Origin of the sequence: Campylobacter pinnipediorum subsp. caledonicus (assembly GCF_002022005.1) — a bacterium.
GTDB classification, from domain to species: domain Bacteria; phylum Campylobacterota; class Campylobacteria; order Campylobacterales; family Campylobacteraceae; genus Campylobacter_A; species Campylobacter_A caledonicus.
Genome location: NZ_CP017258.1, coordinates 763,732 through 778,064, shown reverse-complemented (window position 1 = coordinate 778,064; position 14,333 = coordinate 763,732). Strand labels below are relative to the sequence as shown.

The following is a 14,333-nucleotide window of genomic DNA, read 5'->3' as shown; positions in this document are numbered from 1 at the left end:
TTTTTGAAAAAATTAAAAGATATCATTCATAATATAAAATTTGCATTTGGGATAATAACAAAAATAAAAGATAAAGAGCTTATGCACTATGCTTCAAGCCTTAGCTTTCATACTGTATTATCAATCATACCTGTGCTTTTATTAAGCTTTTCACTTTTTACACAATTACCTGTTTTTAAAACATATTATTCAAAAATAGAGAGTTTTATATTTTCAGCTATGCTACCAACACATCAAGATGTGATAGGCTCATATTTACAAACATTTTTAAAAAATAGTGTAAATCTTGGAATAGTTGGTTTTGTAGCTGTAATTTTTACATCAGCTATGTTTTTTATGGACTATGAGTATGTGGTAAACAAAATAATGTCTAGTAAAAGAAGGAGCTTTTGGAGTTCAATAAGCTCTTATTGGACACTAATCACACTAGCACCATTAGGACTTGCTCTAAGCTTTTATCTTTCAAATTTATTTCAAGAGTTACTAAACTCAACACAATATACAAGTTGGATTAACTTTATAAGTATATTTCCGTATCTAATTATATGGTGTATATTTTGTGTTGTTTATCTAATATCTGTAAGCTCTCCACTTAAGGTAAAAAATGCACTTTTAGGCTCTTTTATATCATCGTTGGCTTGGTATCTTGGAAAATCAGCATTTATCTATTATGCCTTAAATAACAAAACATATTTAAGCATTTACGGCTCTTTTTCAATTATGCTTTTTTTCTTTTTGTGGATATATATATCTTGGATTATATTTCTTTATGGTTTTAAAATTTGCTCTTTATTAGAAAACAAATCAAAATAAACAAAATTTCAAAAAGACCAAAAGACCAACAAGTGGTAATAAAATAGCCACTTGTTTAATCCTTATAGCAATCAAACTAATAGCATTGAAAATGATAAACTCAACAAAACTTATATCAGAATATAAAAAATTATAATCACCAGAAAAAATATCTATCAAATAAGAATCAAACAAACCCCCTGCCCCAAAAATATGAAGCAAAACGCTCAAAGGATAAAACACAATAAAAATATAGCTAAGTGGTATTGATATAATTTGATCTAAACTTATATTTGGGAAAAAATACAAAACAGGCACTTGCATAGCAAAAAACATATAAAGATTTAAGAACAATACTTTTAAAAAGATATGCTTTTTTATATCAAAATATTTTAGATAAATAAAAATATATAAAACTCCCATGCAAGAAAAATAAAATCCAAAACTAAAAATAAGATTAGGAAAAATACTCAAACAGATAAAAATAGCTATAAATAAATTTGTAAAATTTAATACTTGAATATTTCTTACAACAAAATAAAAGCCAACTAAAAACATAACAAAAGCCCTTAAAAAACTAGGCGGATAGTCTATAATATAAATATAAAAAGTCAAAAACAAAAAAGATATAATAAAAATATCAAACTTATAATCTCTAAATGGAATAAATCTCAAATAGATATATTTTAAAAATGGCGTTAGAATAAGATAAAAAATAGACACTATAAGTCCAAGATGATAACCACTAATTGCAACTAAATGTGAAATTCCAAAATTTACAATATCACTTCTAAGACCGGATGAGATATAACTAGAAAAATATAAAGCATTAAAAAGTTCTGAAATTTTAGAATTTTGATGTTGTTTTTGCACACTATCGATCAAATCATCTCTTATATTTTTATCTTTTTTGATTTTTACGATATTAGAACTAGGCATATAAAATTTACCCTTTAAATAATCATAAAAATTAATATCTATATTGTAAATTGTGATTTTTACGATGTCATTTAAAGACACATTGCTTGTTTTTGGTATTTTTGTATAAAATTTATAATCTTTAACATCAAGCAAAGCTATACGATAAGTTCTGTTGTTTTTTGTTTTTAGATAATCACGCTCAATTTTAGCGATAATATCTTGTTCTCCACCATCAATAAAAACATAAAATTTTAGATACTTATAGGATAAATTACCAAGAAATATAAAAATAAGAATAAGACAAATATATAAAAACTGCTTTAAATTTTCAGTTAAAGGCACATTAGCCTTTAAACTCAGAAACACTATCTGGCATAGGCGCTTTTTCAACAAATTTGGAGTGATCTTTTTTAAATATCACTTCTACTATACCTGGCTCACCGTTTCTATTTTTCCCTATTATTATCTCCGCTTTTTCTTGTAATTTATTTTCTGGGACAAACTTTTTAACATATTCTTTACCCTCAGCCTTTGCTCTTTCTTCTCTCTCTTTTTCCTCTTGCTCTCTATAAACTTCTTCCCTAAATATAAAAAATATCATATCAGCATCTTGCTCTATAGCACCAGACTCTCTTAAATCGCTAAGCATAGGTCTTTTATTTGATCTTGATTCTAGCCCCCTATTTAACTGAGAAAGTGCTATGATAGGGATATCAAGCTCACGAGCCAAAAGCTTTAACCCACGAGAAATTTCAGCAATCTGAAGATGTCTTTCATTAAAATTACTTGTACTCATCATAAGACCTATATAGTCAATAACACAAAGTGAAATTTCTTTATGCGATGTTTTTAGTTTTCTAAGCTGCGTTCGTATCTGATGTATATTTACATATCCGCTATCGTGAACGAAAAGCTTACGAGAACTCATATATTCACAAGCATCACTTAACTTAGTAAGCTCATCATCTTCCATTTTTGCACTTATAATACTTTGAAGTGGAATTGATGTTTTGGCGGATAACATACGCATCATTATCTGTTCGGCTGGCATTTCAAGAGAGAAAAATACAACACCTTTGTTTTGGCTTAGTGCTTTTTCTATAAAATTTAAACATATAGTTGTTTTTCCCATACCAGGACGAGCGGCTACTATTATAAGGTCTCCATTTTTAAAGCCATTTGTCTTTTCATCAAGACTTTTAAAACCAGTGCTTAGTCCAACAGTGTCTTTTTCATCTAATTGTGATTGTTTTTTTATGTATTCAAGAAAATCATTTACTATCTCTTTGCTTTCTTTTATACTTCCAGTACTTTTAACATCTGTCAGATTATAAAGCTCTGAGGATATCTCATCGACCATATCTCTACTTGGTTTATCTTGAGAAACTTTACCCGGCATATCTTGAGCCATTTTCAGTATGCTTCTTTTAACTGATTTTTCTTTTAGCTCATTAGCATATTTTTTTATATCAACAATGCCGTTTGTTCCTAATATATCTGTCAAAACAGCTTCATTATAACTTTTACCAAGCTTTGTCTTTAAAAAAGAACTAGCTATAGGAACATCTGAGTTTAAACACTCTATCATAGCTTTGAAAATATCGCTATGAGCTTTTAAATAAAAATCTTTTGCACCTATAAGGTCATAAATCTCACTAAGAGCATCATTATTTAAAATTATAGAGCTTAATATCGCCCTTTCCATATCAAGATCATAAAGAGAGCTTAATTCTATATTATTTTTATCCACGCGATTTTATCTCATCTTCAATTTCAAGTAAAAATCTATCAACCAACTCATCTTCTTTAAGTTTTGCGACAACCTCTCCTCTTCTCATTATAAGCCCATTGCCTTTGCCAAACGCTATCGCAACATCAGCCCCTTTAGCTTCACCGATAGCATTTACAACACAGCCCATAACTGAAACATTTAAAGATTCTTTGATATGCTTAGTCTTTTCTTCTATAATCTTAATCGCCTTTACTAGATTGCTTTGCAATCTTCCACAAGTTGGACAAGATATGATATTTAATCCCTCTTTTTGTCTTCCACTATCTTTTAATATAGCTTTTGCAACTTTTATCTCTTCTTCTAGTTCGCCTGTTATGCTAACTCTCATAGTATCGCCAATACCAAGCATTAAAAGTCCACCTAATGCTATTGATGACTTTACAGTAGCATGAAAAGTAGTTCCTGCCTCAGTAACCCCTAAGTGAAAAGGATAATCAACCTTATTCCTAAGCTCTTTATATCCATTCATTGTTCTTTCAACATCACTTGATTTTAATGAAATTTTTATATCCGTAAAGTCAAGATCTTCTAGCAATTTAGTATTATAAAGAGCTGATTGTATCATTGCTTCAACATTTCTTCCATATTTATCTTCAAATTGAGCTTCCAAAGAGCCTGAGTTTACCCCTATTCTAATAGGAAGATTTCTTTGTTTACAAGCTTGAACAACAGCTTTTATCCTATCTTTTGAGCCTATATTTCCGGGATTTATCCTAATAGCATCCACATACTCACTAACAATCAAAGCCAAACGGTAGTTAAAATGTATATCTGCTACCACCGGAAGTGGGCTTTGTTTTACTATCTCTTTCAAAGCTGCTGCATCTTCTTTATCCAAAACAGCACAACGAACAATATCGCATCCCGCAAAATAAAGACGATTTATCTGTTCTAATGTCCCTTGTATATCTTTTGTTTTAGAAAAAGTCATAGACTGAACACTAATAGGAGCATCTCCACCAATTTTAACATCACGAATTTTAATCTGTTTTGTTGGATATCTTTGCAATTTAAAAACCTTAATTTTTTTATATTATAAATAAAAATATCTTTTAGTAAGCTCAAAAAAACTATTTATGTTTTTTTTCTTTGTTGTAAACCCAAAGATTCATATCTTTCTATATCTGAAGCATATTCTGGATTTTTCTTTTTTGCTTCAGTATTTAAAAAACTTATTATTTTGGCATCAGTATTTTTATGACTTGCTATAAGAAGTATAAAATTAAGATATTCTTTCGCCGAATCCGGCACACCTGAACCATTTTTAGAAGGAAAATTATGCTTTAAAAAAGCTTCACATAATAAAAAAAGTTCTTTTCTGGTCAAAGAATCATCTGAAACTAATTCTAAAACATCCGTTATTGTATTTTGTTTTTTTGTGTTTTGATTGTTATTTTCCTCTTTAACGTGAGAATCACTATCTTGTAATTTAAAAATAAAATATCCCAAAACACAACACAGTAATATAAAAAATATAATTAACACAATAATTAATGTTATTTTCACAAAATTATCCTTAAAATTTATCCTTGAATTGCTTCAAGGATATTATAAAACGGCATAAGAAGCCCAAAGGCAAGTATCTAAAGCATTTAGCTCCAAAAGAGTTTCTTTGCTTATTTTTTCATCAATTAAAATAACTGCAAGTGCTTTTCCATGGTCATCTCTACCAAGCCTAAAGTCTGCTATATTTATACCAGAAGATGCCAATATAGAACTTATTTGGGCTATAACACCAGGAACATCATTATTTTTAAAGACTATCATCTTACCTTTTGGTTTAAAATCGGTCTTAAATCCATTTATTCCGACTATTCTTTGTTCGTTTTCATTAAACACTGTTCCACTTACAACAGTAGTATCCATCTCGGTTGTTATTTTAACTGATATTTTATTTTTATAGCCACTTACAGGTGAAATTGTAGCATCATAAGATATACCTTTTTCATCACAAACAAAGTTAGCATTTACATAGTTAATATTTTCACCAAAGCTCTCTTTTAAAGCACCAACAATAGCGAAAGTAAGCATTGAATCTTTATAATCACTTATTTCGCCTTGCACTTCAACAGATATTGATTTTATAGCTTTTTTATTTATTTGTGCTGCTAAAAACGCCATCTTGCTTGTAAGCTCAATATAAGGCTCTACAAATGGTGGCAAATCTTCAGTTTTTATAGGTAAATTTAAAGCATTAGGATAGCTAATAGAACGAACAGCGCTCAACGCCTGCTCTACAGCTTGAATAGCGATATTTTGCTGAGATTCTAATGTATTTGCACCAAGGTGAGCTGTAACGCTTATATTTGGCAGATCAAGCAATGGATGATTTGTTGCTGGCTCTTTTGAAAAAACATCAATTCCAGCAAAAGCTATTTTTCCACTTTTTAAACCATCTTCAAGTGCTTTTTCGTTATATAAACCACCTCTAGCACAGTTTATAAGCCTTACACCATCTTTCATTTTATCAATTTCTGTTTTATCGATAATATTTGTTGTTTCACTAGTTTTTGGAGTATGTATAGTTATAAAATCACATTTTAAAATATCATCAAAATTTGTAGTATACGCACCACCCATATCCAAAACTTTTGCAGGGTCTATATATGGATCATAAGCAATTATGTTCATACCAAAAGATTTAGCTCTAGTCGCAACTCTTGAACCTATATTTCCAAATCCTATAATACCTAAGTTTTTATTAAAAAGTTCGACTCCATACCATTTTTCACGCTTCCAAATTCTATTTTCTTTTAAGTCGTTATGAGCGTAAACAAAAGATCTAGCTGCACATAACATATGAGCCATAGTAAGTTCTACGGCTGCTATTGTATTTGCAGTAGGAACATTCATAACTATAATTCCTCTTCTGGAGCAACCTTCAATATCAACATTATCAACCCCAACACCTGCGCGAACTACAGCTTTAAGTTTTTTAGCTGCATTTAAAAAAATTTCATCTATATCTGTTGAACTTCTAGTTATAGCAACATCTGCCTCACCTATAATTTTTAGAAGTTCGTCTTTTGGAGTAGAAACAGCATCGATGATATTAATATCATCTTCTTTTTTTAAAAGCTCAAGAGCAACAGGATGCAACGCATCACAAACAATAATAGTTTTCATATTTTTACCTCTATTACATTTGAATTTATATCATATGACTTTAATTTCAATATGATATCCTGTAAAAGCTTTGAATCACTTGTATTTAAAAAAACCTTATTTAAATTACCATCTTTAACTATGGTAAAATCAACATTTTCGTTATACAGTGTTTGCTTGATACAAAACATAGAATAAATATCACTTTTATCAACAATAAGTTCGTAAGCGGTCTTGGTATCAGACTGAATTGGATAAGAATAATGTATATATATTTGATTTGTCGGAAGAATATACTCCGTTTTTGGCATATTCGCAAGCTCTCCAACCCAATCTTTCTTTTTGTTACTCTTATCTAGGTTGTTTTGAGTTTCATTTAATACTTTAATTTCAGGTGCCTCAGAAAGATTATTATTAGCAAATCTATACAGACCGACACCTGAAAAAATTAAAGCACAAAATAAAATTACTATTATACTCAAAAGAGCATGCTTATGCATATTTTATTGTAATTGCTCTTTTATGATATCTCCAAGAGTAATCTTGTCGTTATCATTAATTTCATTTAAAACTTCACGCTCTTTTTGTTTTGCTAAAAATTTAATACTTAAGCGTATTCTGTTTCTCTTTTCATCAATAAATGCTATAGCTGCTTCTATATCATCTCCTACTTTCAAAGATTCTATATCTAAATTACCAATATCTTCTTTTCTAATAAGAGCATCAACGTTATCATCAAGTTCAACAAAAATACCAAAATCTTTAATATCTCTAATCTTACCTTTTACAATATCTCCAATTTTATTTTTAGTAGCAAAATCTTGAACAGGACTTTGTTTTAACTCTTTCATGCTTAAAGATATTTTTTGATCATTGTTGTCTATTCTTACGATTTTAACTTTAACTAAATCGCCATTTTTAAATAGCTCTTTACATCTAACATTTCTATCCCAAGATGCATCTTCGTTATGCAAAAGACCTTCAACAGAACCTATCTTAACAAAAGCACCAAAAGCTGTAACACTAGTAACGACACCTTCTACAACATCGCCCTCTTTATAGCTTTTTCTAAATTCATCAAAAGGTTTAGGAAGTAAATTTTTAAGGCTAACTCTTAAACGTCTTTCTTTCGCATCTATTTCAATAACTTCAACATCAATATCTTGACCTTCACTTATATGATCTTTTGGATTTTTTATATTTTTATCCCAAGAAATTTCAGATATATGCAAAAATCCCTCTATATCATTACCAAGATCAACAAAAGCCCCATAAGGCTCTATGTTGCTAACTATAACTTTTATAGTATCGCCCACATCAAGACCATCTTTGATCTCTTCCCATGGATCAGGCATAGCTGCTTTTATAGATAAAGAAAGATGACGTTTTTCATTATCGTAACTCATAACTTTAACTAAGACTTTATCACCTTCATTATACATAGAACTAGGATTTACTGGTCCTTTATAGCTAATTTCGCTATAGTGAACAAGACCGTCAACACCTCCAACATCTACAAACATTCCATAAGTAGTTATTTTCTTTACGGTACCTTCCATAACTTCTTCATTATCAACGATACTTAAAAGAGCTTCTTTTCTTTTTTTTCTATCTTCATCTAGTATTTTTTTTCTAGAAACAACTATACTTTGCTCTTCTTTATCTACTTTAATAATCTTAACTTTGTATGTTTTGCCAACTATATCGTTAGAGTTTTTAAATCCACTTTGAGTTCTAGGCATAAAAAATTCAACGCCATCAGCATCTTGAGCAACAAAACCGCCCTTATTCTTGCCTACAATTTTAACCTCAATAGTATTATCTTGTGTTTCTGGATCATAATTTTGTATATAAGCTTTAACTTTTTCTTTTCTTAAAGCTTTTTTATGAGACACGGAACCTCTACCAGTTATTACAACTTTTATAGTATCACCTACATTATAAAGTAAGTTACCATTAGCATCGGTTATCTCGGAAATTTGAAGTCTACCTTCGGACTTTTTGCCTATATCGACTAAAGCCTCATCTCCTCTTATCTCTACAATAGTTCCTTCGCTATCTTCTTCTGTCTTTTTAAAAGACTCCTCTAACATCGTTGCAAAATCGATATCTTCAATGTCATCTGCCTTATTTAACTGAACGCTTTTGTTCACAGCCATCTTAGTCCTTTTTATGTTTTATGATTTGCTATTATACTGCAAATTTACTTATTTTATTTAAAATTTCCTTATTAATGGTTGAAATTTATATTTTTTCTATTTTATTTATAACCTTTTGTATAATCCAGTCAGGAGTACTTGCACCAGCACTTACACCGCAAAGCTGTTTTCCCTCAAACCATTCACTATTTATCTCATTTTCACTCTCAATAAGATAACTATCCTCACAAAAATTTTTAGCTATAAGATAAAGTTGTTTGGTATTTGAGCTATTTTTACCACCTATAACTATCATAACATCTGCTTTTTTTGATAAATTTTTAACAGCCTCTTGATTTTCAAAAGTAGCATTGCAAATTGTATTAAATACCCTAACCTCTTTTACTCTAGAGATCAAATAATTAACAATTTGCATAAATTTTTCAACTTTACGAGTAGTTTGGCTAACAACTGCTACTTTTTGAGATAATTTGATATTTTCAAGCTCTTCTTCTTCAAGGATAACAAACACATTTCCATTGGCATACGATTTCACACCTTTTACTTCTGGATGGTTTTCATCTCCAAAAATAACTATATCATATCCATCCTGACTCATTTTTTCACAAATTTGTTGTGGTTTTGTTACAAATGGGCATGTTGCATCTATAACATCTATCTTACTCGCATTTAGTTTTTCTAAATCATTTTTAGGAATTCCATGAGTTCTTATTATGACTTTTTTTTCATCTTGCAGTTCATTTATTCCATTAAGAGTTTTTACATTAAAATTTATTTTTAAACGATTAATCTCTTCATTATTATGTATCAAAGGACCTATTGTAGAAGCATCCTTAGCATTTTCAGCCATTTTTATAGCCCTTTTAACACCAAAACAAAACCCATAATTACTAGCTAATTCAATCTTCAATATAAGCACCAATCTTTCTAAGTATATTACTAAAATTTGGAAAAGAAGTTTTTATAAACTCACTTTTTTTTATTTGCATACCACAAATAAGTCCTAAAATAGCAAAACTCATAGCTATCCTGTGATCTCCGTAGCTATCTATAACAGAACTTTTTACCTCTCCTCCAATAACACTAAAACCATCTTCAAATTCTTGGACCTCAATACCACATTGTCTTAAACCAACAACCATAGCATGTATCCTATCAGACTCTTTAACCCTTAACTCTTTTGCATTTCTTATACTACTTTTTCCGTCAGCAAAACAAAACGCAATCGCTAATGCCGGAATCTCATCAATAAGCCAAGATATTTTTTCATTGACGTCAACACTTTTAAGCGGTGCATATTTTATTTCAATTTCTCCAATATCTTCATAACGAGAACTTATCTTTTTAAAAGTTATATCAGCCCCCATTTTTTTTAAAACATTATAAGCTTCTATACGAGTTTTGTTTAAAATAATATTTTTAATAATCAAATGAGAATTTGGAATAATACAAGCAGCTACGGCATAAAAAAATGCTGAACTAGGATCGTTTGGTATATCTATATCCAATGGTTCTAATGGTTTTTCCATAGGATTTACAAAAATTCTCAAACCATCAACCATTATACTAGCACCCATGCCCAAAAGCATTTTTTCACTATGATCTCTACTTAATTCATCTTCATAAAATTCGCAACCATTTGAACACAGACCAGCCAAAATAAGCGCTGACTTAATCTGGGCAGAGCTTATTTGACTTTCAAATTTAAAAAAGTCAAGTTTAGAACCCCTTATACAAATAGGTGCTTTATCCCCATTATTTCTACCATCTATTTTTGCTCCAACCTTTAAAAGAGGAGCGCCAACCCTTGACATAGGTCGTTCATTTAGATATCGATCGCCACTAAGAACATAAAAACCATTTTGAGATACCAAAAAGCCCATCAATATACGCATAGCAGTGCCTGAATTTCCACAATCCAATATAGCATTTGGCTCTTTTATGTGCTGTGGTGGGGTAATAACAATCTCATTATCCACCTCTTTTACGACAGCACCTAATTGTTTTATTATATTTAATGTATTTAATGTATCCTGAGCTTTTAAATAACCTCTTATTTTACTATCTTTATCGCTAAGCAGTGAAAAAATAGCAGTTCTATGAGATATAGATTTATCAGCAGATACATCCTCTAAAACAATATTTATAGGCTTTTTTAATGGTTTTATAATCATCTTATGCCTATATTTAATTTATCTTTTAAGGCTTGTAATATATTATCTATAATAGTATTTATCTCTTCATCTTCAAGAGTTTTTTCATTATCTTGGAAAGTAAATTTAATAGTTATACTAGAACTTCCTTTAAGCTCATCGGATTTATATATATCTACCGGTAAAAAATCTTTTAAATTTTTTAAAGATAGAGAGTTTACACAATCTTTTATTTCACTAAATTTCATACCATCAGGAACAATAAGACTTAAATCACGACTAACATTTGGAAATTTAGAATAAGATTCAGCCTTTATGCTTTCATTGTTCATTTTATCAAAATAGATTTCAGCCACATAAGTTTTTGGTAGATCCATATCATCCGCTATCTTAAGATGAACTCTGCCTATATAGCCCACTTCGATACCATTTTTGTAAATTTTAGCTTGTTCGTATGGGCTTAGATATATCTTATCAGTTGAAGCTACTAATTGTATCTTACCAATCACACTAGAGACCAAGCTTGAAAACTCAAAAAAGTCTATTTCTGAAACCTTAGCTCCATTTTTTAAACTAGGGTCTTTTGATAAACCTGATGCTAAAAATCCAAAATTTGAACTTTGATTTGCATTTTCATCAAAGACAACACCATATTCAAATAATTTGATTGATTTTTTAGAATTTTTGATATTTTTTTCACAAGAGCTTAAAAGGTGATTTACAAGAGTTGGTCTTAATGTATTTAATTCATTGTTTATAGGGTTACTTATGCCAATTTTGCAAGGCTTAAACCCTAGCTTATCGAGACTTTCACTATTATCAAACACATAATGAACACTTTCAAAAAATCCAACACTAGCAGCTCTTTTTCTTAATTGTAAAGCAAATTTATATCTTTTATATGTATCGTTTAATCTATTTTCTTCGCTAAAAATAAGTGGTTTTGAGTTGATATTGTCTATGCCTATTATTCTTACTATCTCTTCACAAACATCATGAATATTTACTATATCGTGTCTAAATAATGGCACTTTAACATTTATAGTTTCAAGTTCTTGATTTAACACAACTTCAAAGCCAAGTTTTTTTAGAATTCTAACAATATCATTTTTTTGAATTTCTCGACCTATCATTTTATTGATATCAGATATTGCTATATTTATAAGTGTTGCTTCTTTTCTTATAAAAAACTGCTGCGTTCCAGCATATAAACCAATTGATTTTAAATTCAAAAACATTTTAAACAAAAAGTCTATTCCAAAATTTAAGTTTGGCTCACTACCCCTACTACTTCTATATACTTCATCATCTTTTTGAGTGTCTTTATTTTCACCATTAAATTCACTAATAACACTTGGAGTAGAATAACTAGCTTGTATTATAGCTATTTTTGTACTTTCGTCTATTTTGTAGTTTTTATCTTGAAAAACACCAGCTACACCTATATTTGAACCATTACAACTAATTATACTTTCTTTAAAATTTCCATTTTTTAAATCAAAAGTTACTTTATTATTCAAGCTTAGCTTAGAATAATCATAAGCTCTAAATAAAACACCGGTTGAATATGTAGCATATTCCAAAAGCCTTTCTATAGGGTTTGTTTTAGTGCTACCAATAAGACCTAATCTAAGTCTTGTTATTAAACTCTCATTTATATTATCATTAATTTCTATAGCTTTAAACAAAAAAGAACTACTTAAATTTTCATCTGAATGTATAGAAAATATACGACCTATGCCTGGTAAATTTTCTGGATCTTCATAAGATTTATTTTCCTTACAACATAAGTCCAAAGCAACACAAAGCTCTCTTGCTATACCATTTATGCTTTGACAATCTCCACGATTTGCAGTGATATCAACATCAATAACAACATCACTAAATATAGGAAAATCAGCGATCTGCTTACCAAGTTCTAAACGCCCTATGCTCTCATCAAGCACCATAATGCCATCATTTGTTTTAGCTAATCCAAGCTCCGTTGATGAACATATCATACCAGAGCTTTCAATGCCTCTTAGTTTAGCTTTTTTTATTTTCATTCCATTTGGCATTGTAGCACCAACTAACGCAACTGGAACAAATTGACCAACTTCAACGTTTTTAGCACCACAAACTATCTGTAAATTTTCATTTCCAACATCCACTTGACAAACATTCAGTTTATCGGCATCTGGATGTTTTTCTTTGCTTTTTACATATCCAACAACTATATTTTCAGGTATTTTTATTTCATGAGAGCCATCTACTTCAAGACCTATTGAATTTAAAGTTTTTAAAATTTCATCAGCACTAATAGAACCTAAATCCACCCATTCATTTAACCAGTTTTTTGATATTATCATTTAAATTGCTCCAATAATCTTAAATCTCCCTCAAACAAAGAGCGTAAATCAGGAACTCTATGAAGCAACATAGCAAAACGCTCAACACCAAGACCAAAAGCATATCCGCTGACATTTTTATATCCAACAGATTTAAATACATTTGGATCAACAACACCACACCCCAAAACCTCTAGCCAAGTCGTATGTTTACAAATTCTACAACCTTCGCCGTGACAAAAAATACAGCTAATATCAACCTCTGCACTAGGCTCCGTAAAAGGGAAAAAACTAGGTCTAAATCTAACTTTTACATCTCCAAATATATGTTTTAAAAATCCCTCTAACATACTTTTTAGATTTGCAAAACTTACATTATCGCCCTCTTCTACCACCAATCCCTCGACCTGATGAAACATTGGCGTATGAGTAACATCAAAATCACGTCTAAAAACGGTTCCAGGAGCTATCATTCTTATAGGTGGCTTTGAATTTAACATTTTTCTGATCTGAACAGGGCTTGTATGTGTCCTTAAAAGCCTTGAATCACTCAAATAAAATGTATCTTGCATATCGCGTGCCGGATGATATTTTGGTAAATTTAATGCTTCAAAATTATAAAAATCATCTTCTATAAGCGGACCTGTTTCTAATGAGAAATTTTGAGAAACGAAATATTCTATTATTCTATCCATAACATCCATAACCGGATGAATAGCACCAACATTTAAAGGCTCGTTAAATAAAGTAACATCTACCGCATCTTTTTTCATCTTAAGCTCAATAGCCTCTTTACTTAACTGGGCTTTTTTGTTGTCAATCAAAACAGAAAATTCATCCCTTTGTTTGTTTAGTTTTTCAGCAAACTCTTTTTTTTCGCTATTATCAAGGGTTTTGAGTTTTGCAAAACCTTCAGCCAAAATACCTTTTTTACCAAAAATCTCAAGTCTAATTTTTTCAAGACTAGCAAGATCTTGCGTTTCAGAAATCTTTTGTATAAAATCTTTCAAGAATACAACCTTTTTAAATTTTTATAAAAGATTTTATATAAAATTTATTAAAAAACTAATAAAAGAATATTTTT

12 protein-coding genes are annotated in these 14,333 nt (G+C 30.0%); 1 reads left to right on the top strand and 11 read right to left on the bottom strand.

From position 1 onward, the window contains the following. Positions 1 to 3: 3 nt before the first annotated feature. Positions 4 to 813 carry a YihY family inner membrane protein gene (locus CPIN18021_RS03975; RefSeq protein WP_226995938.1) on the top strand — a complete coding sequence of 270 codons (810 nt, stop codon included), beginning with the start codon at positions 4 to 6 and terminating at the stop codon, positions 811 to 813. Here CPIN18021_RS03975 and CPIN18021_RS03970 read toward each other — a convergent pair. The 11 genes from CPIN18021_RS03970 to pheS form a co-directional block, all read right to left on the bottom strand. Further along, on the bottom strand, positions 805 to 2,055 hold the full coding sequence (locus CPIN18021_RS03970; protein WP_078424455.1) for a ComEC/Rec2 family competence protein: 1,251 nt from the start codon (positions 2,053 to 2,055) through the stop codon (positions 805 to 807). The genes CPIN18021_RS03975 and CPIN18021_RS03970 overlap by 9 nt on opposite strands. A gap of 1 nt (position 2,056) precedes the next feature. Beyond that, on the bottom strand, positions 2,057 to 3,463 hold the full coding sequence (locus tag CPIN18021_RS03965; RefSeq protein WP_078423243.1) for a replicative DNA helicase: 1,407 nt from the start codon (positions 3,461 to 3,463) through the stop codon (positions 2,057 to 2,059). After that, complete coding sequence (ispG, locus tag CPIN18021_RS03960) at positions 3,456 to 4,514, bottom strand: flavodoxin-dependent (E)-4-hydroxy-3-methylbut-2-enyl-diphosphate synthase (protein WP_078424454.1); 1,059 nt, start codon at positions 4,512 to 4,514, stop codon at positions 3,456 to 3,458. Before ispG ends, CPIN18021_RS03965 begins: the two co-directional genes overlap by 8 nt. A gap of 65 nt (positions 4,515 to 4,579) precedes the next feature. After that, a complete protein-coding gene (locus CPIN18021_RS03955) occupies positions 4,580 to 5,011 on the bottom strand; it encodes a hypothetical protein (RefSeq protein ID WP_078424453.1) in 432 nt (143 codons plus the stop codon). Between the two features lie 42 nt (positions 5,012 to 5,053). Further along, positions 5,054 to 6,631, bottom strand: a complete 1,578-nt coding sequence (gene serA, locus CPIN18021_RS03950) for a phosphoglycerate dehydrogenase (RefSeq protein ID WP_078424452.1) — start codon at positions 6,629 to 6,631, stop codon at positions 5,054 to 5,056. After that, on the bottom strand, positions 6,628 to 7,092 hold the full coding sequence (locus tag CPIN18021_RS03945) for a hypothetical protein (RefSeq protein ID WP_069637599.1): 465 nt from the start codon (positions 7,090 to 7,092) through the stop codon (positions 6,628 to 6,630). Before CPIN18021_RS03945 ends, serA begins: the two co-directional genes overlap by 4 nt. Before the next feature lie 21 nt (positions 7,093 to 7,113). Further along, entirely contained in the window at positions 7,114 to 8,769 is a 1,656-nt protein-coding gene (locus tag CPIN18021_RS03940) for a 30S ribosomal protein S1 (protein ID WP_078423238.1), read from the bottom strand. An 85-nt stretch (positions 8,770 to 8,854) separates the two neighbouring features. After that, a complete protein-coding gene (locus CPIN18021_RS03935; protein WP_069637286.1) occupies positions 8,855 to 9,679 on the bottom strand; it encodes a 4-hydroxy-3-methylbut-2-enyl diphosphate reductase in 825 nt (274 codons plus the stop codon). After that, positions 9,669 to 10,943, bottom strand: a complete 1,275-nt coding sequence (gene aroA / locus CPIN18021_RS03930) for a 3-phosphoshikimate 1-carboxyvinyltransferase (RefSeq protein ID WP_078424451.1) — start codon at positions 10,941 to 10,943, stop codon at positions 9,669 to 9,671. The genes CPIN18021_RS03935 and aroA overlap by 11 nt, the downstream gene beginning before the upstream one ends. Continuing rightward, complete coding sequence (pheT, locus tag CPIN18021_RS03925) at positions 10,940 to 13,270, bottom strand: phenylalanine--tRNA ligase subunit beta (RefSeq protein WP_078424450.1); 2,331 nt, start codon at positions 13,268 to 13,270, stop codon at positions 10,940 to 10,942. The genes aroA and pheT overlap by 4 nt, the downstream gene beginning before the upstream one ends. Beyond that, positions 13,267 to 14,259, bottom strand: coding sequence for a phenylalanine--tRNA ligase subunit alpha (pheS, locus tag CPIN18021_RS03920; protein WP_078424449.1), 993 nt, complete (start codon positions 14,257 to 14,259; stop codon positions 13,267 to 13,269). Before pheS ends, pheT begins: the two co-directional genes overlap by 4 nt. Positions 14,260 to 14,333 lie beyond the last annotated feature (74 nt).

Coding starts and splice junctions, on each gene's coding strand:
- aroA (WP_078424451.1), bottom strand. CDS start 10,943: ATGATTATAAAACCATTAAAAAAGCCTATAAATATTGTTTTAGAGGAT.
- serA (WP_078424452.1), bottom strand. CDS start 6,631: ATGAAAACTATTATTGTTTGTGATGCGTTGCATCCTGTTGCTCTTGAG.
- CPIN18021_RS03940 (WP_078423238.1), bottom strand. CDS start 8,769: ATGGCTGTGAACAAAAGCGTTCAGTTAAATAAGGCAGATGACATTGAA.
- pheT (WP_078424450.1), bottom strand. CDS start 13,270: ATGATAATATCAAAAAACTGGTTAAATGAATGGGTGGATTTAGGTTCT.